This window comes from Agrobacterium vitis (assembly GCF_013337045.2).
GTDB classification, from domain to species: domain Bacteria; phylum Pseudomonadota; class Alphaproteobacteria; order Rhizobiales; family Rhizobiaceae; genus Allorhizobium; species Allorhizobium vitis_B.
The window spans coordinates 244088-265494 of sequence record NZ_CP118261.1; the positions used below are offsets into that span (position 1 = coordinate 244088).

The window sequence follows — 21407 nt, forward strand, 5'->3', positions numbered from 1 at the left end:
CGCTCGCTGCTGACCCAACAGCGGTTGGTTTCCAACCACGGCCCGATCAGCAACCTCTTCCACATTCCCCGCCACGACATTCCATCCAACCACCATTGTGAAATGCGGGGAGCCGTCTTGGATACTTGGTTTGACGCCACTCGCCTTCAAACTGCCTGATCCCAACAAATATGGCACCTCCCTCGCCATGGCATGTTAAGTTTATGATGTCACAGGAATAGAATTGACCAACGGGCCGGATCATCCAAAGTTAACGGCTGTCCGTGCGCTTGGCGACCGGAAGGAGATCAGGAGCTGTCTGGATACAGTCCCTTCCCGCAGCCTTGGCTGCATAGAGCGCCGCGTCAGCCTGCAGAAGGAGGTCCGTCTTGCGCAGGCCCGGCATCGATTTCAGATTAGCGGCCCCGACACTCACTGTGACGATGCGCTTTTCGCTTCCAACATGCTCGATGGCCAGAGTACGCACGGCTGCACAAACGAGCCTGGCAACTGCCTCGGTTTCGGATATCGATGCATTCGGCAACACGACGGTCAATTCTTCCCCACCATATCGCGCCACAATGCTTCCCGTAAATGACCTGGATGTCGCATGAACCGTGTTGGCGACAAGCTGTAGACATTTATCCCCGGCGGGGTGCCCATAGGTGTCGTTATAAGCCTTGAACCAATCGACATCGATAAGAAGAAGGCCGATATTGGCGCCCTGATCCTTAGCTCTGTCAAAAGCTTGGTCCATGGACGCTTCCAAACCACGGCGGTTCATCAAACCAGTCAATTCGTCCGTATCGGCCAACGCCGACAAGCGATCGTTCAACTCATGCAACCGCGCTTCTCGTTGGCAATGAAGAGTGATATCCGCGTAAACGATCATCGCCTCCCCCTCGCCCGTGACACGCGTTCTTGCCTCGATTGAACGTCCGTCGGCCAGTTGGATCAGACGATCGCTGGGCCGGAACAGGCCTTCCGCAACACGATCGATGATAGGATCGACATCCGATTCAACAGAGGCTTCTTCATTGCGTTCGAAGGATGTCCGCAAGATTTCTCGGATGTTTTTCCCGGGCACCCTGACATCTGCCGTTTCCTTGAAGAGATCGAGGTATCTCTGATTTGTGAAAACCAGCACGCCGTCGCGGTCGAAAAGAGCCAATCCATCCGCCATGGTCGCGAGCGCATCGGCTAGACGGATCTGTGCCGCGGCCAGATCCCTCTCAAGCGCCGTCTGCTTCATCTCCTGTGCGATGGCAAGAGCTGATAACAGGGTTGCTCCAAACAATACCAGCATGAATGGGCCGACTGTTTCGGCGATCAGGTTTCCCCAGGCATCAAAGGGACGCACGACAAAGAAGCCGGCTACGCCGCTGACTGCGACGAACAGAGCAAGTGCTGCGATCTGCGGGAAAGTCGGGATCTTGCCGCGAAGCAATCGGCTTGCAATGACACCAATCAATGCCGCCGCGATGATTTGCCGGATGCCAATCGTGATACCCATGCCTCCGATCATTAGTCGCCTGACAATTGCCGCGACAAGCGGCGGGATGGCGGCAATGGGGCCGCCGAAGAAAGCCGAAATAGCGAGAAACGTATAGCGGGTGTCCAGGAAAACACCTTGGGAGAAGCGAAACGGCAAGGCCATGGTCGCAACGAGCCCAACGGCCATGAAGCAGCCAAAAATCAATGAAAAGGCGCGAGGACCTCGGAAGACGCAGTTTGGCCGGACAAATGTCCAGGTCAATGTCGTGATGGCAACGATTGCCAGGTTCGCAAGGAGTTCAGGCCAAGGATACATTCAGTGCTCGCAAGGTGATGCGATATTTATATCGGCCCGGCCTAAATAAAGCGATAGCGTGAATGGTTAAGAAGCGATCTACCAAGGAGAGGTGCAACGCTTCGCAAGAACTGCCCATATTATTGTGAGGTAAGATTGACCCAGCTTATCGTTTCGTCAAGGCTCGTTTTCAATTCCAAAGGCTTTTTGCCCGCAATTCGTTACGCTTGCTAGGTGGGACGAGGCCAGATGAAAAATGCGTCAAAATCTGCTGAAACTCAACGAGCAGTAGATTAAATCGCGCCAAAATCCAGGCGCACAAATTTTTAATGAGTAATATTTAAAATTAATCAATAATTTTATGCAAAATTTGCATTGCATGCGGATGGGAATTTATCCAACGCAATCTCGGCAGGCATGACGCCCGGCTTTCTCCCAAGCACAATGATTTTGCTCTCGGGGATATTTTTCGCTCACGCGCGTGACCGCTTGGAATAACGGCCATCGGAAAGGTTTGTCATGCAGAACATCTCAATCATCGGGAAATTTCTGCCTATCTTCACCGTTTTTGGTATTTTTGCGCTGGCCGTCGCTAGCTATTCTGCGGTGCAGATGGAAAGGTTTTGATTGAGTGGACGGTCTCCTCCCCCGGCATCTGAGATGCCATAGTGCGGCTGTTGGAAGCCTCAGAAAGGAGAGCCGTCCACTCAATCAAAACCCGTTGTGGTCAGCTCTACCACGTTCACGCCGTCAACTGTCGGAATCACTCAACTGGAACGCTAGGTCTTGGAGGTGTGAGCCTAGCATGAAGCGGTAGTGCCAACGGGGCGGCGCCGGGCCCCTTGCGCGTCATATCGAGACGAAATTCAACAGATCCGCGTCTTTCAAACTGCTTATAGGCATTAGGGGATGAGGACGAAAACTTGGACTACCAGGGGGTAGTTCATGTATTCCTATGAAGACAGGATCCGAGCGCTCGAGCTCTACATCAAGCTGGGCAAACGTGTCAGGGCAACCATTCGTCAGATGGGTTACCCAACCAAGAATGCCCTGAAGGGCATCGTAACGTTAACCGAACATCGAGCAAAATGTGGGATCTGGCTGGATGACCAGATTTACCCGTGATCCTCTTTATCGCCGACATCGATTTCCAGCGGAAGTTATCGCCCATGCCGTTTGGCTGTATTTCCGGTTTCCGCTCAGCCTGCGGATGGTTGAGGATCTGCTAGCAGCGCGTGGCATCATCGTCTTTCATCAGACCGTTTGACTTTGGGCCGAGAAGTTCGGCAGACACTTCGCCAAGGACATCCGCAAGCGATCTGCGGGCAAGCTCGGGGACAAATGGCACCTTGATGACGTAGTTATCACCATCGGTGGAAAGAAGCACTGGCTTTGGCGCGCCGTTGATCAGGACGGCTTTGTTCTCGACGTGCTGGTGCAAAGCCGTCGCAACGCCAAGGCGGCAAAGCGTTTGATGCGCAAGCTCCTCAAAGCGCAAGGCCGCGCGCCGCGTGTAATGATCACTGACAAGCTACGCTCCTATGGCGCGGCAAAACGGGAGATCATGCCCGGCATCGAACACCGTTCTCATAAGGGACTGAACAATCGAGCGGAGAACTCCCATCAGCCCGTCCGACGAAGGGAGAGGATCATGAAGCGCTTCAAGTCGGCGCGACATCTTCAGCGTTTCGCGTCCATCCACGACCCGATCGCAAACCTCTTCAACCTTCCCCGCCACGATCTTCCATCCAACCATCATCGCGAACTGCGAACAGCAGCCTTGGATATTTGGCGAGACGTCGCTCGCCTTCAAGCTATCTGATCGAAGCAAATATCGAGCTTCCTTGGAATTGGCACGTTAACTTTACGATGCCGGACAATCAAGCTCGTGTCCCAGGTGTGCGAATGATGACGGCCTCCCTTAAGAATTCGAAAATGCTTGTTCAAACTTCCCAACTAGAAAGCTCGACCCATCTTCTCATCATTTTCAATTCGTGTGACACAGCCGGTGATCTTGGCAAGCAGGATGTCGAAATCAATCGGCTTGGTTAGGTAGTCAGCGGCTCCACTCTGAAGGCCGGCAATCATATTGTCCCTGTCGGCGAGCGCAGTCAGGAAAATGAACGGAACATTGGAAAACTCGGGATGGTTGATCTGGATCTCCGCCATCACCTGATGCCCATCCATTTCTGGCATCGTAATATCGCAAATAACGATGTCGGGCCATTTTGTCAGGATCACTTCCAGGCCCTCCCTTCCGTTGCTGGCCTGCAACGTCTTAAAGCCGGCATCCTCCAGTTCTTCCACCACCAGAGTGCGGATCGCTTCCTCGTCTTCGATGCATAGAATAGTAATCTTGCTCATGCTGAATTCCCGCCTCAGGCGGCCTCTGTTTTGTGGATGTCTGATGTGATTTTTTCGGTTGCGGCAAATGGGAGGCTGATGGTGAAGATCGATCCCTGGCCTTTTTCACTTGTGACCGAAAGCGTACCCCGGTGAAGTTCGACGATCTGCTGCACCAGGCTGAGCCCGATACCCGTCCCGGCTATGCCGGTAGACGTGCGTGCCCGAAAGTAGCGCTGGAACATTTTCGGCAGGTCGTCGGCGTCGATCCCGATGCCCCGGTCCCTGACAGATACATGAACGCTGCCGTTCTCCTGCCATCCCCGAACGTCGATCTCGGGTGAATTGGGTGCGTATTTGACTGCGTTGGAGAGAAGGTTCGTAACGACCTGCTGCAGCGCAGACCGATCAGCCGAGATCATCGCCGGTAAATGCTCGAGATCCAGATTGAAGCGATGGCTGGGGGTGATATCGCGTTGGCTTGCGGCGCAAAGGCGGATCAGGTCGGCAATGGCGCAAGGTTCCGGCCGGATGTCGATCATGCCATGGTCGAGCCGGCCGACAGCAAGGATGCTTTCCATCAGGTCAACCATGCGCGATACCGAGCCACGGATCTGGCCGACCTTTTCGCCAACAAATTCTGGCGTGACCTCGCTCTTGCGCCGCATCAGGCGCTGCGCCGCCCCGTCTATGATGGCCAGCGGCGTGCGGAACTCATGTGACGCCATGGCCACGAACTGGCGCTGCTGTTCGTTGACGTGGCGTTCATGGTTCAGCAGTCGCTCCAGCTTTTTTGCCTGCAGCTCAATTTCGGCCGTGCGTTCCGTCACGATCTCCTCCAGCCGGTCACGGTGGTGCAGCAGTTCGCGCTCTGCCATCTTGCGGGCGGTGACATCGACATAGGTCAGGACACATCCCCCGCCGGGCGATGGGGTGGAGCGAACCTCAAGCACAAGCCCCGAAGCAGTGTCGCGATCGAATGCATGGTCGACAAACAGTTTGGCGTGGCGAATGCGCTCTTGGGCCAATTGCTCGACATCGCCCTGGCCATATTCTCCACGAGCCGCATTGAACCGCAAAATGTCGCCGAAATTGCTGCCAGCGGGAAACAGCGCCTCGGGCAGGGTCAGAATCTCATAGAAGCGCTTGTTGGTCATGGCGACCGTCAGATCACTAGACAGGACACATATGCCACCGGGAAAATTGTCGATTGTCGCCCGCAGGAGGTCGAGGACATTGTCTCCCGGCTTTCCTCCAGCAGTTTCATCGCCAAGCCGGCGGCTCGCCGCGGGCGCTGGCCCCGATTTCTTGTCAGCCCGCTGCTGCTTGCCGAGGATGACCGTCGAAATGTCCTGCGCCAACATGTCGAGGGCACCTGCGTGTTGGTAGTCCCCGCCGTTGTCGGTATAGACTGCCAGTGCGCCGACAGGCTCTGTGGCGGGGCCTCTGATCGGAACCAGTATCCGCGTCAGGTCTCCATGGGGATCGGCCCCTATCTGGACCGTGCCGCATATGGCAATAGAGTTTTCGAGCTGGGACCAATGGATGTTATAATAGCCCGCCAACATCGCCGTCTGCATGGTGTCGCCATTGAGATAAACGGCGGCTCTCGGCTTCAATTGCAATTGGCTGGTTTCAACGATGACCCGCAAAATATCGGGAATGATCTGTCCGATGATGCGATCCGAATAGCCGATCCGCAGGATTTCGCGCCCGGCGGCTGCGGCCCAGGATGCAATCTCCAAACTGTTTGCGCGCCGTCTGCTCATGGCCAGCCCTAACCCAAGGTTGAGAAACCGCTATGATCACGGCGGGCGGTAAAGATATATTTAAGGACCAATACATATTCAGGACTGCCAACCAATGGGGCCGTGATTAATTCAGCGCGGACATTAATATTTACGTCCCGTTGGCAGGACTTCGGGAGGGACGACGTTGACTGTCGTTTCGAACAAAAAACCGGCTACAACCTCCGCCATCTCGTCACTCCATCACAGTGGTAGAAAGTGAGATAGGAGCCCAATTACCGACGACAAGATCAGGCAACGGAGCTGACTGAGGAGCCTGCGATCTATCGCTAACTCTGTTCAGCTTAAGAATTTTACGGGATCGACATAAAAGATCGGTCCGCTCACTTGACGAGTTTTTCTGCACGCAGTTTCAATACGACGACAACGCCTTTTTCCGACCAGTCGTAGGCTATTATTCCGCCGAGTTGACCCGACACACTCCGGTTGAGCAGCTTGCTCCCATAACCCTCAGCCTCATTGGGGGCTTCCACTGCCGGCCCACCCCGCTCGGTCCAGGTCAGCGTCACCTCGTCGCTTTCTGCGGAGCCCGAGAGATCCAGAATTCCGGTGCCAACGGAGAGCGCACCGTATTTCATCGAGTTTGTCGCCAGTTCATGGAAGATAAGCGCCAAGGCCGTCGCGGCGGTCTCCCCTACCCCCATGCGCGGCACCGCGACCCGAATGCGCCCTTTGAACGCTCCAAGGTCCTCATATGGCGCCAGCAAAACTGATAGAAGATCACCCAGAAGAGCGGCATGACCTTGTGCACCAGGAATCGGGCGGACGAGATCATGTGCTCTTCCGAGAGCCGCCAGCCGAGCCGTCAATTCCTTCGCCATTTCCTTAGCAGTTGTCGTTGACTGCGAGGTTATATTGGTAAGGCCCATGGCAATGGCCAGCAGGTTCTTGACCCGATGGCTCATTTCGCCAGCGAGCAGTTCATTGCCTTCTTCGGCCTGCTTGCGGCCGGTGACATCCAGAAACACGCCGAACATCTGACCTTCGTGCAGTGCGGCATCGTCGCCCAACCCGCGAGCCGAGATCCAGCGTATTTCATTACCAACCATAATTCGAAAATCAATCTCGTAAGACCCAACGATCCCTCTCGTTGCCGTGAAAGCTGCGCGCACACGATCACGATCAGCGGGGTGGATATGGGCTGAGAGGTCTTCAAATTTCACCTCCCCGCCCTTGACGATCCCCCAGAGCTCGAACGCCTGTTCATCCATTGCGAAACGATCGTTCGTGACGTTCCACGACCAGAGGGCGACTCCTGCGGCGTGGACGGCACGACGCAGATTTTCCGGCTTCCACAGCGGATGATTGGGGTCGCTAAACGGCATCGAGGTATCTCCATGGGATTTGCATTTGCTGACTATCGCGAGTTTTGAGACTCAACGGCTTCGAGCTTGCAATAAACCTCACATTGTTGATTGTCGGGGAAGATTAATCCAGTTTATCGTTTCGTCATGATCCACTTTCAATTCGAAAAGTTTTTTGCCCACAACTAGTTACTCTTACGTAGGTGGGATTAGATCAAACGCACAAATGGGGCAAAATCTTCTGAAACTCCACAATGCCTCCGTCGCGGCTATTACCGGAAAGGTAGCATTTGTGCTCTAGAGAATATCTGGCAACCATAGATAAATTTAGCAAAATACAATTCAGCAAAAAGGGGTATTAAATCACAATTCATTAATGTTTATATAGCTAACTTAATCGCATCACTAATTCGGTCAGTCATGAGGCATTGAATGCGACTTCTATCGATTTTTGGTAACGATCTCGCTTATATCATGAAGGCATTCGATCGGTCTCAGGCGATCATTTCCTTTACACCGGACGGCAAGATCCTTGATGCCAACGAGAACTTCTGCAAGGCAATCGGCTATTCGCGCGACGAGATCATTGGCAAACATCATCGCATGTTCGTTGACCCAAAAGAGGCTCAGTTTCCAGAATACAAGGCCTTCTGGAAACGGCTAGCCGACGGTGAGTACGACCAGCGTCAGTACAAGCGCATTGGCAAAGGTGGAAAGGAAATCTGGATCGAGGCTTCCTATAACCCAGTCATTCGCGGCGGCAAGGTGATCAAGGTAGTCAAAATTGCAACTGAGATAACCGCTTCAAAACACGAAAGCTTGGAGAGTAAAGGCAAGCTTGAGGCGCTTTCGCGCGCCCAGGCGATTATCGAGTTCATGCCCGACGGCAAGATCCTGACAGCCAATAAGAATTTCCTTGAGACACTCGGTTACACGCTTGAGGAGATTGTTGGCAAGCATCATCGAATATTCTGCGAACCCGATTTCGTGGCATCGCGCGAATATTCGGAATTCTGGACGAGGCTTGCCAAAGGCGAATACTATAGCGATGAGTTCAAGCGGATCTGCAAAGATGGTCACCCAGTCTATATACAGGCAACCTATAATCCGATCTTGGACGAGGACGGCAACGTCTTCAAGGTGGTGAAATTTGCGACCGATGTATCCGGGCGCGTCTTGGCGCTGCAGGAGATTGGATCGGGGCTCGAGCGCCTTTCAGACTGCAATATACGTGTTACTATCGATGAACCCTTTGTCGAAGAGTTCGAACACCTGCGCCACGACTTCAACGAGTCGCTCGCCAAATTCCAGGAGACGCTGGAAGAGGTTATGTCACAGACCACCATGCTCTCCTCAAAAAGTGGGGACATGAGCGAGAGCGCAAACGGCATTGCCCACCGCTCGGAGCAGCAGGCAGCAGCACTGGAAGAAACCTCGGCTGCACTGGAAGAAATAACTGTTACTGTTCGTGAGTCCGTTGGGAGAACAGCCGAGGCAAGAGACCTGGTTCGAGACGCTCGGTCCGCCGCCTCAAAATCGGTTCAAGTCGTCAATTCTACAGTGAATGCGATGGGGCGAATCGAGGCTGCGTCGAGGGAAATCACAAACATTATTGACGTGATTGACCAGATTTCATTTCAAACAAATCTTCTCGCCCTGAACGCCGGTGTTGAAGCAGCGCGCGCTGGTGACGCCGGCAAGGGCTTTGCGGTTGTAGCACAAGAGGTACGAGAACTTGCTCAGCGGTCAACCAAAGCCGCCAAAGAAATCGCCGTTCTTATCGGCAATTCTTCAAATGCGGTGAAGGACGGTGTGCGCCTGGTAGGCGAAACGGGCGATGCCCTTAAGAGCATCGAAGGCTATGTGCAGTCGATAGATGCAAACATCGATGGTATCGCGTTGGCATCGTCAGAGCAGTCGACCAGTCTCAATGAGATCAACTCAGCTGTGAACTCACTTGACCAGATGACTCAACAAAATGCTGGCATGGTGAGCAGCATGGGCACCATTGCCGAAGCTGTGGCATCAGGCGCTGCGGAGCTTGAAGCGCTTGTTAAACGCTTCAAGCTCAACCGTCGCGAGTGGATTCGTGAACCGGGATCAGAGGCAGCAAAGCTTGGTCCGGAAAGCAGGGGGTATGGTAAGAATACGATATACCAACCCAAGCGTGCTCCTCAACAAACGAAAGGCTCTTCTACGATGAAGCTAGCCTCGTGAGTGTTTCTGGAGGATTTCGCTATTTCAATGCGGCAGGATGTGAAATAGCGCGGAAGGGTGACACCATACGAAAAGGTGGGAAGCGCCTGACTTTACCTGCAAAATAGCACCGAGAGCGGGGTCATCATCGGCGCTGTTTCACAGAGATGACGATGACGATTTCAATCGAACAGCATATCGAGGAACTGCGGCTCGAAGCACGCGAACCGGCAACCAGGCACGAACGCCGCCAGATCGAGGCTGAATTCGGACTGGCGCTGGCCGAGCTTGCAGTTATCACGACTGAGCAGGGCGCAACGTCAGCGCGGAGCCTCCTTTCTAGGAGGCTTACATCGTACTGCCGCCGGCAGCCTTTTCGCCTCACGCATTCAGCGCGTCCTAGACGGCCCTGCCGGGTGTAAAGGTCAGCTTCTTCGATGCGGCGATCTTGATCGTTGCGCCCGTGGCCGGATTGCGGCCTTGGCGTTCCGGAGTGTCCTTGATTTTGAATTTGCCGAACGACGGAATCGACGTTTCCGCGCCGGCTAGAGCAGCATCAGTGATATGTTTAAAGACGCTTTCGACAATGGTCTTGGCCTGCGCCTTGGTTAGGCTCTGCTCGGATGCGAGCTTGCCAGCAATTTCGTTTGTGGTGGTCATGGAAAGACAGTCTCCTTGGGTACGGTGTCTTCCCGGTATCACAATAAAGATGTGGCGGGGAAAGGGGCGTGAGGCTCCTCGCGTCTGCAGATCGTCCGGAAATCACAGGAAATTTAGGTTCGCGGACTTTTGCGGCATTGCCCCCGCTTTTTATCGACAACCTGCGGCAGGTCCAGGACGCTGGACGGCCGAATACAACGAGGGCCGTCAATCACCCCGTGGTAGCAGGGCGTTCCAGCGTGATCCACAACCCCTTCGTTGTCGGGCACATGTTGGGGGAAGAAGTCGAAAAATCGTGCTGGAATGGACAAGAAGTTTTCACAGCACTTTTGAGCGGAACATGAGAGCACGGTCGGCAGCGATTGCCATACCTGATGCAGTTCCAACGGAGAACGTCACATCGATCGTCTCTGGTACCGTTATGGACGCCTCACTGCCACACGTTGCTGTAGGCTTTAACCCTTTGGAAGCATATTGCCGTGCAGCCCTTTCGCTTGCTGACGAAAGCGGCAATGAACTTGCAGCCCCGTATTTAACGTCGGCCCTGAACGTACTTTCGACCCAGCCTGAACGCGAGTGATGCCACTGCCAAATCTGCTGTGACACCTCCATGATGCATGCGGACATTTTAACTTTTTGAATTAGCACTCTATGATATAGTGTGTCCGCTGACAACAAGGTCCTGATTTGTTCAATATTTTGGCGCTTTCTTGCTGATTTTGGCATATGCCTGGATCCAAGCCACCACGAGGTACACGATGAACAAGATGTCCCTAGCCGCGCAGCCAGACTTCGTGGAAACGAGCGCAGCACTCCTGAAAGCGATGGCGAACCCTGCTCGCATTAACATTCTGATTATTCTGGCTGAAAGAGAGGTTTCCGTCGGCCCGCTCAGTGAACTTGTTGGCTTGAGCCAGTCGGCGTTGTCACAGCATCTCGCCAAATTGCGACAGGCCGGTCTTGTGACGACCCGCCGGGAGGGACATGCCGTCTATTATATTTGCAAATCCAGCGCGGTTCTGCGGGTTTTGGCAATGCTCTCAGAGTTCTATCGGCCTCATCCTATGCATGCTTCGAATGCAGCGAAGCCTCAACGTAGTGCCCTGCCAGACTAAGCGAACTTTTTTCGATACCTGAAGCCTCGTCTCTCCTACCCAAGCGATGGTTTGTTCGAGAAGCTTGCCCATCGTGCGGAAAGTTGACCCCTTATTGGATCTTGCCATAGATCTGCGTTGAAGATGAGCAGGCATGTTGAGTTCCAGATGATGGTCGATTTCAAAGGCAGTCACTACCCCAAAGACGTGGTTTTATACGCGGTGTTTTTCTACGTCCGACATGCATTGTCCTATCGTGATCTGGAAGAGATTCTGGCCGAGCGCGGTGTTGCCGTTGACCACGCGACGCTGAACAAATGGGTCGTAAAATATTCGCCGCTTATTGCTTGCCAGGCCCGGTGCCGCTAATCCGTGACCAGCCGTTCCTGGCGAGTAGACAAAACCTATATGCAGGTCAAAGGCAAGTGGAACTATTTCTATCGCGCTGTCGATAAATTCGGCAAAACCCTTGATTTCATGCTGTCCGAGCATCGTGATGAGGCTGCAGCCAGCGCCTTCTTCGCCCGCACGATCGAGACAGTCTCTCAGCCATCATTGAGCAAGTTTATATCTACCAGTAATACTACTCGTTGTCAGTGATTACCTACCGTCTCATTGATGCATCATCCAGCGAGAAAAGGAAAACCCATGCTTCGTAAAATCACCCTCGCAATAGCTGCTCTCATGATCATCACCTCCGGCCCTTCCTTTGCCGCCGAGCGATGCCGGGATGCCAAGGGCAAGTTCGTAAAATGCGCGACGACCAAGCCACCCACGCCGACAAAATGCAAGGATGCAAAAGGTAAGTTTGCAAAATGCGGAACGCCTGGCGCAAAGTCGATGTAACAGTATTTACCCTCGCCTTCGGTCACGCGGATCGCATTCTCAGGCCGCGTGACTGGCTGCTCATCACTAGCGGTGGCGTCGCCTTAACGGCTTGGTTGGGATCGCCTTTTTATTCGGGTTGTCATGACCGAAGCTGCTCATGTTCACTTCAGACACCACCGCTTTCCCGCTGAGATCATTGCTCATGCCGTATGGCTCTATTATCGGTTTCCGCTCAGCCTACGCGACGTCGAAGATCTGTTGGCCGAGCGCGGCATCAACGTCTCATTCCAGACGGTCTCGGAATGGGCGGCGAAATTCGGCTTGAAGTTTGCTTATCAGCTCAGATGGCGCTCACGCGGCCACTTTGCCGACAAGTGGCATCTCGATGAGATGGTCGTGTCCATAAAGGGAAAGAAATACTGGCTGTGGCGCGCCGTCGATGCCAACGGCTACGTTCTCGATGCTCTGCTACAAAGCCGCAGAAACAAGAGAGCCGCTCTTCGGCTGATGCGCAAACTGCTGAAGAGCCAGGGCGTCACGCCCCGCGTGATGGTGACAGACAAGCTGGGCTCTTACTCCGCCGCAAAGCGACAGCTCATGCCGGGTATCGAGCACCGTTCGCACAAAGGGCTCAACAACCGCGTCGAGAATTCTCACCTTCCCGTGCGACTACGAGAGCGACGCATGATGCGGCTCAAGTCGGCGCGGCAATGCCAGCGTTTCGTCTCAACCCACGGCCAGATTGCCAATCTTTTTCTTCTTCACCGGAAGCATTTGACCGCCGCCGATCATCGCCAACTCCGCGCCCACGCCAGCACCACCTGGCGTGAGATCGCCTTGTCGATCAAAGCGTGATATTCACGCCGAAGCAACGATCGCGTGCTGTGCTCGGTTAAGGCGACGCCACCAGTAAAATACCCATGTTGCGACGATCAATTAAATCGGCCTCTCGACCGGAATCTAATCGTTGCAACACGTCCCATCTCAGGCGGCTTTATTTTCGTACTGACGTGCGGAAGCTTGGACGGAAGTTTTGGCGTCGAGTTGAAATTGTTCGATCAGAGCACGAAGTGTATTGGTTTCAGAGGCAAGAGCCGCGCCAGCTGCCGTGGTTTCTTCCACCATAGCGGCGTTTTGCTGAGTGACCTGATCCAGTTGGTTAATAGCTGTGTTCACCTCTGCAAGTCCGGTTGACTGCTCCCGCGACGATGTCGCAATCGCATTCATATGCTCATTGACAGTTACGATGTAGTTTTCGATGGTTTTCAATGCCGCTCCTGTTTCGCGAACAAGCTTGACGCCACTTTGCACCTCGATGCTTGAACTGCGGATCAATTCCTTGATTTCGCGCGCGGCCTGCGCCGATCGTTGAGCTAGTTCCCGCACTTCCTGAGCAACGACCGCAAAACCCTTACCTGCGTCTCCAGCTCGAGCAGCTTCTACGCCGGCATTCAGCGCGAGAAGATTGGTCTGAAACGCGATTTCATCAATGACGCCGATGATGTTAGAGACCTGATTGGACGATTCTTCAATCTTCCGCATAGCGTCCACTGCACTTGCGACAACCACACCTGAATCCGAGGCGCTTGCGTTGGCTTGCGCGGCGACTACACGGGCCTCCTCTGCACGCTTTGTAGAATTTGCAACATTGACTGTGATCTCATCGAGCGCCGCTGCGGTTTGTTCGAGCGAGGCTGCCTGCTGCTCGGTCCGTTTTGACAAATCTCCGGCGGCATGACTGATTTCGTTGCTTCCGGTATCGATAGCACCCACTGAGCCCACAATGGCATGCAGCGTTCCCCCGAGCTGCTTTACTGCAGTATTCAGATCGTGTCGTAGCGCCTCAAACTCGGATGAGAATGGGATATTGATCTGGAAGGCTAGGTCGCCCGCTGCGAGTCGGCGGAGGCCTTTGGCAAGGCCGTCTGTTGCCTCCTGTAAACGCTTTTGGGCTGCCGCCTCAGCCTGCAGGCTCACGCGCTGACGTTCGGCTTCCATCTCCAAATCCGCTTCTTTAGCCCGAAGAGCCATTTCGGCGTTGACCTCCTGGGCGGTCTTCGCCTGATCCATGGCTGCTTCCGCGGATTCAAGAGCGGAGATCAAGGAGTACACCAGAGCGAACAGCACGCCGGTTTCCACAATCAAGATTGCAGCATGCAACACCACACGCGAAAAATCGGATCCCTCTGGAAAGACGGCCAGGGATGAGACGAAGAATAGAAGAATATGATGAACGCTGACAAACGCCGCATATGCCAGGATTGCGCGCCAATCAACCCAAACGGCGCAAATCGCAAGATTGGCGAAGAAATACATATGCATGTCGATCTGCAACGGCGAGCCGGAAAACGAAAACACCAGAATCGCGACTGATGCTGCGTGCGCCATGGACGTCACCACGCGGGTCGTGGGTCCTGTGCGATCGCTGTTCCACAAAACGCTCGCCAGAGTTCCCATGATAATAGCCGTAACGACCGTGGCCAGGTCAACGCCCTCTGATCGAAGCAAATTTCTCAGGATGATCAGGGCGACATTGATCCAGAGAAGCACGAGAATACCAATTGAGGATTTCTGGCGAATTTTATCGAGGGCGTTCATCGGAAGCCTCCTGCTGGCAAGTAGAAATGGAATTGGCACTGAAAACAAAAAGGGCGCCTGCACTGCGCAAGCGCGCCGGAAATGAAGGTGCATTGGAATAAGCAACCGCGACCCACGGTGCGATTCCAGAACTCACGAAAGAGCCATCGGCGTCCGCGATCAGGGACCATGTCGATTGCGCGGTAGTGAACGGTCTTGCTACAACAACGACAAAAGGCCCGCGCGGTACAATCCACATCCAAATGACAAGCAAAGTCATGATCAGAAAAACGCTGGAGACGATCTTCCAATTCACTTTCATCGTAGGGTTGGTAGCAGATGCTTTTTCCACGAGAAGCGCCCGATTTCAATTGCTTGAAGAGTGCTATGGATTTATTGACAACGAATTAAACAGTCAGGCTGGTTCCTTTAGATTCGACGTAAAGGCTTGCAGATGACGGGTGCGCGAACACTTAACTGGGCACTGTAAAGTTAATCTGGCATCGATCTTAACCGCACCGGGTTTGCCGGATGTTAAATTTCAGCAGGATTTGACCCGTTTTTTCGCTTGGTGGCGCGCCATCTAGGTCGACTTACCAATCTGTATATTCACAGCGTTTTTGACTTATGCAGGTTCAGGGGGAAATGAAAAATCCCATACAGGGTCAGTTCTCAGTGACAATCAACAAAGTGCGCTTATGGTCATCCGTTAGATCGATAGTAAGCACTTGCGGCCAACATTATAACTCCGGCGATTGATATCAGAATACCCCAAGAGACATAATAATAAATCGCATCCTCTATGCCGACCACTGTGGGGGATATGTAGATTGCCATGCCTAAAAGGCTGACAACCATCGATGTGGCAGCCCGTACTCGTCCGATTTCCTCGTTCCTCGCCAGAATCAATATGCGGCCATCACAGATCGCTCTTCCCAATGCGAACATTCCACCGAGTAACGCGTAGATCACGACCAGTAAGGTGATGCTTCTGGAGGCGGCAAATACCACCATTGCCAGCCCGACCACTATGAGGATGACAAGCTCCCAACGATGGGCGCTGAACAATTTAGTTTGCGCTGCGGCTGTCGCCAGAATTGCCCCTCCCCCAACCGCCCAAGCTGTTTCAAGGAGGCCATAGACATCGCTGCCCCGTTGAAGGGTGTCTTTGACGAAGCCAGGAACGAGAACATTGGCCATCTGAGATGCGGAGAAAAATAGCCCAACGTTCAAGATGGTAATTGCGAGTGAACGGTGCCTAAGGATCGCCACCACCCCCTCTTTCCATGCTGAAATAATATCCTGTGAAGATTTTGAAGGGGCGTTTTGATAGTCAGCAAAAAACCTGCTGATGATGACGAATTGAACCGTCATCAGGACCACCATCAACAACACCGACCAAATGGCTGGAAAATAGTGAAGGGCTACACCCCCTAGACCTGTGCCGCACAAGATTCCGACTTGGCGACAGATAGAGACCCGGATGGAAAGCTTCATGCGCTGCTGTTCATCTACTGCCAGTTGGACGATCCCATCCAAAGCGCCGGCGTTCAAGGCGGTACCTACCGAAAACAAAACAGCGTAAGCAAACAGCCATGGTGCAGATGTAGAACTGAGGGAGCCGACTGCCAAAGCGGCAACGCCAAGAAGTCTCAAAGCCTGGCCTTGCCGAATAACAGAAAGGCGGTTCTTCCGATCAGTCACCACTCCGGCATAGACAGAGAAAACAAGTGAGGTCGCGCTGCTGGCGAAGAACAATTGGCCGACCAGAGAGATTGATCCCTCGATAGCCGCGATCCAAGATGTCACAACTAAACTAAGGCCAATCGTCGCGAAAGAGGCGAAAGAGAAGACAATAACGGCAATCTCGATCGCCGCAACCTCGCGGAGATACTGAACAAGTCCGGTCGAGCGCGGTTGATTTTCCAAGGTCGCTCCGGCGTTTGGAATTCAAATGGTCATCCGCCGACTCCTGAAAGCCGGCAGACGAAGATTGAAGGCGATTCTACATTACGTGACCGGTATTAACCGCTTCCACGGAAACGCTTCTGAGATAGTTGCGCGTTTCCTCATGTCCTAAGATCGGGTCCTCGAAGATGTCTCGCGCGTGAAAACCACTCATATTGTTTAAAACAATCAATCGGCGGGACCTTTGCTCGGCCGCATATCTGAAGGGATTCTGGGCAATAGCGGTCTGGAAAGACTTCAGGCGATTGGCGTAATCTGTGCCTGCACCTTCTTTCCCTGCGAACTTCCCGTTCATGAATGTGATAATGCTGCCATCTTCGCCTTCGCTGAAGATCGCAGTCTTGACCTTCCGCTCAACGACATTGTCTATCTTAGAACCGTTCTCACCGTATATGGCTGGCGTCAGCTCGAAGGTGAAATCGTCATCGAAGCCGATCCGGTCGACGTGCTCCGACAAGTTGTCGATCGCGGAAATCGGGACCCAATAAAAACTCCCGCACTTCCGATAGTTGATGAACGTGTTGTAGATGGCGATATAGCGCGGTACCCCAAGAGACTTCCCCCGGATCAGCCCGTCAGAATGGAAATCCAGAATGTCGGTCGGAGAAATATTCAAGAGACCAGCCTCGTTGAGCGCTTTGTTGCTCTCATAGGACGCGCTGAACATCGTGAAAGGAGTGAGATTTTCAATGTCTTTTGACGGCTCAATGAGCGTCGACGTAAGGGCGATCGAGACCAGCGCACCAGCAATTGCATCGTCAGTAACGTCCTCGTATATAGGAGGAATATCGATGGCGGCTATCCCGCACGTCTTGTCCGCGATCCGCGTCTCGATTTGTGCAGTGGTACCAGAAAACGCAGTCTTCAATTCACTACTCAACTGTTCCAGAACTGAAGCTTCTCTAGTGTCCCCAAGGGACCGCAGTTCACCGTCGACCTCCAAAACGTCATGGCAGAATTGGCGGACTTTCTCTTTATCCAAAGCGAACGAGGGGGCTTCTGCATATGCTTTGCTGTGAAACATGAGTGGGTTCCTTATTCGATATAGACCTCTTAATTTGAAAATGAAGAAGGGCCGGTTTCCGGCCCTTCTCGATTGTTCACGCTGCTCAGGTAAGTGAGGTATCGGTGCATTCCGGGCGCGTCAGGCTGGGCTTCACACCCTTTGACAGGCGCTTCATCGAAACTGTGGTAACAGGTGCTTCGCTCTTGCGATTATCGATGGTCTGCATCGTCTTACTCCCTTTGAGCAGGATACCCTGCTCTTTTCAGGTTTCGAGACAGCCAACCACTGGCTGCACCCTTAGGTTTCAGAAAGAATGTGGCAAAAATTGTAAGAGCTTATTTTAAAAAACTATATATTTGAATTTTAAAGACAATTTTTTCATCGAACTAGGTGTCACCCTTTTACGATGACGTACGCATTCCTGACATCAATACAATTTACACAACTTTACCGATGACAAAATATCTATTCCTTAGACATAAAAATGGTGTATCGGCGGTCCTAATTAATCGGCTCGAAATTCATTAACCTGACCCATGGAAATCCTATCAATATATCTAATGTTCAGAGAACGCGCTTTTACCTCTATCCAGTTAACCGCAGAATATTTTCAAACGCACGGCTTCAGCAAAAGCTTAAAGGGACTTCTTCAATCCAAATTTTTCAAGCATTGTTACCAGAATAAGATCGAACTCAGATCGCTACCACACTTCCGTGTATTCAATGTCCGGGATCGAGGCACGGCTCTCGTCCCATCGAAGGTCCAACATTCCGGCGAGCTCCTTGACTAAGGGCGAACCGATTGTGGCGGATCGCCGCGTCAGTAATCGGGTGGCCCAAAAAAGCTTTCTCGCCGGGCCGGGATCGCGGCCAGCGGAGGTGAACCAACCGCGTCACGGAGTGACATTTTCCTCTTCATTGCAGGCAATTTGAGGGCAAGACGGTCACACTAGCAATCGAGCCAGGCTGGTTCTACGCGGATAAGATCATCTAATGATTGCTGGGCAATACCGGTGGCAAGGGCAGTATCGGATTCGCTGGTTTCGCGGCCACGCGACGGTGTCCAGGTTGGCAGGCAAGGTGACCAAGTTGATGACGGTTCCATTGCGGGAGAGAGCGAAACGATGCGAGAGAGAATAAATAATGAGTGCGGTTTATACCGGAGATATTGCAAAAACCGCACACATCGTCGCTAACAAAATACGTTCAATAATCTTGCATCATCAGTTTTTATATTCATTTTTGAAAGAAATGTCTTGATCTACCAGCACATTGAACTTGTAGCCGGGGCGAATTTCGAGGGTCGGCTGGACATCCATATTGCGCTGGATGGTACGATCAGCAACCCGGCCGAACGTTTCTGCGAAATTTCGCCGCGCCGCATCCGAGGCTGTATCCTGTGTTGCCAACGTCGAGCTCTCAGGCACGGCCATATCGATCCCAGTGCCGATCAGCGCGATCAGCACGGCTGAGCCGAAGGTTTTCAAATAATGATTGTTCACCTTGTCGTTGAACCCACTATGTGCTTGCGCATCGGTCCCCGACATGCCGCCGATCTGCAACGTCGAACCATTCGGGAAGATGATGTCGGTCCAGACAACCAGCACACGCTTCTGTCCGAATGACACTTTGCTATCGTAACGACCGAACAGCTTTGTGCCCTGCGGGACCAGCAGACGATGCCCGGTGGCGCTGTCATAGACGTTCTGGCTCACCTGGGCGGTGATCCTGCCCGGGAGATCGGAATTGATGCCGGTGATTAGTGTGGCGGGTATGACAGACCCGCGTTTCAACTCGAAGGGCGATTGCTGAGGCACCACACGGTTCGACAAGTAACCGAGATCTTTGAGATCGGCGTTGAAGAAGTCCTCTTTTGAGCTTTGCCCATTGGGATCGGCATTTTGAGCACCTAAGCCAGCGCGCAACGCAGCCGCATAGAGATCCGACGGCTGCCCCGCCGTTGCGGATCGCGTTGTGGCAACTGCGGCCGTGTCCGCAGTCGCGTCTTTTGCTTCCGCGCGCGCTTCGAGCTTGCTGTGATCAATGGCCAACGGCGCGTCGTATGCGGCATTGTTCGCCTGCAGGCGAGCCATCCGCTGGCGCTGCTGCTCCCGCAGATATTGCTCTTGCTGTTCTCGCTGAAGTCGGGCACGCCAGACCTCTTCGGGCTCAAGCTCACGGCCCCGCTGCTGGTTCTCTCGCCCTTCCGGCTGCGACGCGAAGGGATTGTTGATCTTATCTTCGACCCGTTTTGTTTCGGCCGGCGTCGGTTGAAACGTAGTCTGCTGCTGCGGTTCGCCAATGATGCCATCGGTGACGCCGCGTTTGATCTGGTCGGCGTAGGTGGACGCGGGGTTGCCCGAACTCGTCTCCGGGCCAATGTCCTTGCCGAAGTAGAGCCCGCGCGAGGCGAGCCCGTAGAAGATCACGCCCAGAAACGCGACCGCCAGAACGATAATGACGATGATCGGCAGCCGATTGATCCGCTTGATGCGGGATTGCGCCTGGCTATTCTGCGCGCCGCCAAGATTGAGGGATTGCACCATTGGATCCTCCCTTACGCGCGCCGCATGAGCGACAAGGCGCTCGCTGGCGTCGCGCCGTTGGCTGTGACCGTGTATGCCCGTCCGAGCTCGATAGTGTTGGTCGAAAGCCGGGCCAGCACCTGACCATCAACAGCCAACATCACATAGGCGAGCGGGATGACCGTCATGCCACCATCGGTCTTCTGATCGGTGACCACGGCGTAGCCCATCCCTTCAACGCCGCTTCCAGTGCCTGGCCGAAGGACGAGGGATCCACCTTGAGGACGACCGTTGCCTTCCCCGGTCCGATCTGTTCGGCAAGACGGCTCACCATATCGCCGGCGATTGCACTTGCGGCCGGGCCGGAAATCTCGGGCGGCGCATTGCTCGTGACGAGGCCGTCGGCTCCGGTAGACTGGCATCCGGCGAGGAGGATGGTGAGGGCGCAGGCTGCGGCAAGGCTTCGGATTGGGCCCAGGAAGCTTTTCGCACGGGCAAAGGTATCCATCATTGCCCTCCCCTTTTGATCGTTACCTTCTCTTGTTTCCACCCGACGCCGGAAACGAGCACCGCGCGGTCGATATGATAGTCGACGACCATCATATTGTTCTTCATGCGGTAATTGACGATGCGATTCTGCCCGCCTGACGTGACGAACAGAACCGGCGCGTCCTGGCCGGAGATCGTGCGCGGGAACTGGATGTAAGTTTTGAGCCCATCGGAATAGACGCGCGTCGGTCGCCAGCCAGCGCTGCCCGAAACAGAATAAGAGAAGTTCAGCTGCTCGGCGGGGACACCGGCACCTGGAATTGTACTCGCCTGGAGCCGGGCATTGACGTCGGCAAGCTTTGCCGAAACGTCCTCCGGATATTCGAAACCGACGCGCGCCATATACTGGGTCGAATGAGACTTGAGCTGGATGTGATAGGTGCGCCGTGACGTCGTCACCACCATGGAGGTCACAAGGCCCGGCTCCGACGGTTTTACAATCAGGTGAATGGCCTGACCGCCGGCAGCACCCGAGGTCGCTGGCTCTACCTTCCAGCGCACCGTATCACCGACCAATACGTCGCGGACCACCTCGCCGCCCTGAAGCTCGATGTCGCAAACCTGCAGCGGCGAGCAGACGACGGAGGGCTGGACCTCGCCGTAGAGAAAGATCACCTTGCCGTCTGGGCCCTTGGTGACGAGACCCCGCGACCCACGCCATTGGGTAGAAATCCCCATCCCTTTGGCCTCGTTCGCAGTGACACCGTCAGCAGCTAAAGCGTGGAGAGGGTTGAGGAAGACAGAAGTCAGCATCACTGACCCAAGGGTGCTTAAAGTCAGC

The 21407-nt window shown here is 53.9% G+C and carries 18 protein-coding genes and 5 pseudogenes; 7 read left to right on the plus strand and 16 right to left on the minus strand.

All coding sequences use genetic code 11. The features are described 5' to 3' along the window. Nucleotides 1-18 precede the first annotated feature (18 nt). Nucleotides 19-159: pseudogene (locus G6L01_RS24060) on the plus strand (IS6 family transposase); the annotation flags it as partial. A gap of 91 nt (nt 160-250) precedes the next feature. Here G6L01_RS24060 and G6L01_RS24065 read toward each other — a convergent pair. Then, nucleotides 251-1789, minus strand: a complete 1539-nt coding sequence (locus G6L01_RS24065) for a diguanylate cyclase (RefSeq protein WP_070165864.1) — start codon at nt 1787-1789, stop codon at nt 251-253. A 924-nt stretch (nt 1790-2713) separates the two neighbouring features. On the opposite strand from G6L01_RS24065, the gene G6L01_RS28185 reads away from it, so the two are divergent. Next, nucleotides 2714-2893: a hypothetical protein gene (locus G6L01_RS28185; protein ID WP_070165866.1), complete on the plus strand. Its 180-nt coding sequence runs from the start codon at nt 2714-2716 to the stop codon at nt 2891-2893. Further along, nucleotides 2874-3590: pseudogene (locus G6L01_RS24075) on the plus strand (IS6 family transposase). Before G6L01_RS28185 ends, G6L01_RS24075 begins: the two are co-directional and overlap by 20 nt. A gap of 134 nt (nt 3591-3724) precedes the next feature. Here G6L01_RS24075 and G6L01_RS24080 read toward each other — a convergent pair. The 3 genes from G6L01_RS24080 to G6L01_RS24090 all read right to left on the minus strand — a co-directional run bounded on the left by G6L01_RS24080 (nt 3725) and on the right by G6L01_RS24090 (nt 7244). After that, on the minus strand, nt 3725-4132 hold the full coding sequence (locus G6L01_RS24080) for a response regulator (protein WP_070165868.1): 408 nt from the start codon (nt 4130-4132) through the stop codon (nt 3725-3727). Nucleotides 4133-4146: 14 nt separating this feature from the next. Further along, nucleotides 4147-5880 (minus strand): sensor histidine kinase, encoded by a 1734-nt coding sequence (locus tag G6L01_RS24085; RefSeq protein WP_081344111.1) that lies wholly within the window; start codon nt 5878-5880, stop codon nt 4147-4149. A gap of 362 nt (nt 5881-6242) precedes the next feature. Then, nucleotides 6243-7244 (minus strand): sensor histidine kinase, encoded by a 1002-nt coding sequence (locus G6L01_RS24090; protein WP_070165872.1) that lies wholly within the window; start codon nt 7242-7244, stop codon nt 6243-6245. Between the two features lie 411 nt (nt 7245-7655). Between G6L01_RS24090 and G6L01_RS24095 the strand changes: the two genes are divergently transcribed. Continuing rightward, entirely contained in the window at nt 7656-9440 is a 1785-nt protein-coding gene (locus G6L01_RS24095) for a methyl-accepting chemotaxis protein (protein ID WP_070165874.1), read from the plus strand. Between the two features lie 378 nt (nt 9441-9818). Here the strand turns inward: G6L01_RS24095 and G6L01_RS24100 are convergent, their stop codons facing one another. Further along, nucleotides 9819-10079 (minus strand): HU family DNA-binding protein, encoded by a 261-nt coding sequence (locus G6L01_RS24100; protein ID WP_070165876.1) that lies wholly within the window; start codon nt 10077-10079, stop codon nt 9819-9821. A 758-nt stretch (nt 10080-10837) separates the two neighbouring features. Between G6L01_RS24100 and G6L01_RS24105 the strand changes: the two genes are divergently transcribed. Both G6L01_RS24105 and G6L01_RS24110 read left to right on the plus strand, forming a co-directional pair. Beyond that, the gene (locus G6L01_RS24105) at nt 10838-11194 is read left to right on the plus strand and encodes an ArsR/SmtB family transcription factor (protein WP_081344113.1); all 357 of its coding nucleotides are present in this window, start codon (nt 10838-10840) and stop codon (nt 11192-11194) included. A gap of 147 nt (nt 11195-11341) precedes the next feature. Continuing rightward, nucleotides 11342-11725, plus strand: a pseudogene (locus G6L01_RS24110) (IS6 family transposase); the annotation flags it as partial. A 71-nt stretch (nt 11726-11796) separates the two neighbouring features. Here G6L01_RS24110 and G6L01_RS24115 read toward each other — a convergent pair. Then, a complete protein-coding gene (locus G6L01_RS24115; RefSeq protein WP_156538623.1) occupies nt 11797-12045 on the minus strand; it encodes a hypothetical protein in 249 nt (82 codons plus the stop codon). A 97-nt stretch (nt 12046-12142) separates the two neighbouring features. On the opposite strand from G6L01_RS24115, the gene G6L01_RS24120 reads away from it, so the two are divergent. After that, complete coding sequence (locus G6L01_RS24120) at nt 12143-12856, plus strand: IS6 family transposase (protein WP_081344114.1); 714 nt, start codon at nt 12143-12145, stop codon at nt 12854-12856. A gap of 129 nt (nt 12857-12985) precedes the next feature. On the opposite strand, the gene G6L01_RS24125 is transcribed toward G6L01_RS24120, so the two are convergent. From G6L01_RS24125 to trbG, 10 genes and pseudogenes are all read right to left on the minus strand, one after another. Next, a complete protein-coding gene (locus G6L01_RS24125; protein WP_234891851.1) occupies nt 12986-14599 on the minus strand; it encodes a methyl-accepting chemotaxis protein in 1614 nt (537 codons plus the stop codon). Then, the gene (locus G6L01_RS24130; RefSeq protein ID WP_174089360.1) at nt 14583-14930 is read right to left on the minus strand and encodes a hypothetical protein; all 348 of its coding nucleotides are present in this window, start codon (nt 14928-14930) and stop codon (nt 14583-14585) included. The genes G6L01_RS24125 and G6L01_RS24130 overlap by 17 nt, the downstream gene beginning before the upstream one ends. A 350-nt stretch (nt 14931-15280) precedes the next feature. After that, nucleotides 15281-16507 (minus strand): MFS transporter, encoded by a 1227-nt coding sequence (locus tag G6L01_RS24135; protein WP_070165887.1) that lies wholly within the window; start codon nt 16505-16507, stop codon nt 15281-15283. Nucleotides 16508-16583: 76 nt separating this feature from the next. Beyond that, nucleotides 16584-17570, minus strand: coding sequence for a hypothetical protein (locus G6L01_RS24140; RefSeq protein ID WP_070165890.1), 987 nt, complete (start codon nt 17568-17570; stop codon nt 16584-16586). An 85-nt stretch (nt 17571-17655) separates the two neighbouring features. Beyond that, nucleotides 17656-17778, minus strand: a complete 123-nt coding sequence (locus G6L01_RS24145) for a hypothetical protein (protein ID WP_272951058.1) — start codon at nt 17776-17778, stop codon at nt 17656-17658. A gap of 475 nt (nt 17779-18253) precedes the next feature. Then, nucleotides 18254-18379 (minus strand): annotated as a pseudogene (locus G6L01_RS28190) (DUF1403 family protein); the annotation flags it as partial. Between the two features lie 122 nt (nt 18380-18501). Continuing rightward, on the minus strand, nt 18502-18657 hold the full coding sequence (locus tag G6L01_RS28195) for a DUF1403 family protein (protein WP_139190382.1): 156 nt from the start codon (nt 18655-18657) through the stop codon (nt 18502-18504). Between the two features lie 118 nt (nt 18658-18775). Continuing rightward, entirely contained in the window at nt 18776-20098 is a 1323-nt protein-coding gene (trbI, locus tag G6L01_RS24150; RefSeq protein ID WP_070165894.1) for an IncP-type conjugal transfer protein TrbI, read from the minus strand. 11 nt (nt 20099-20109) lie between these two features. Further along, nucleotides 20110-20588 (minus strand): annotated as a pseudogene (gene trbH / locus G6L01_RS24155) (conjugal transfer protein TrbH). Next, nucleotides 20585-21379 (minus strand): P-type conjugative transfer protein TrbG, encoded by a 795-nt coding sequence (gene trbG / locus G6L01_RS24160; RefSeq protein ID WP_234891852.1) that lies wholly within the window; start codon nt 21377-21379, stop codon nt 20585-20587. The pseudogene trbH and the gene trbG overlap by 4 nt, the downstream one beginning before the upstream one ends. Nucleotides 21380-21407: the final 28 nt, after the last annotated feature.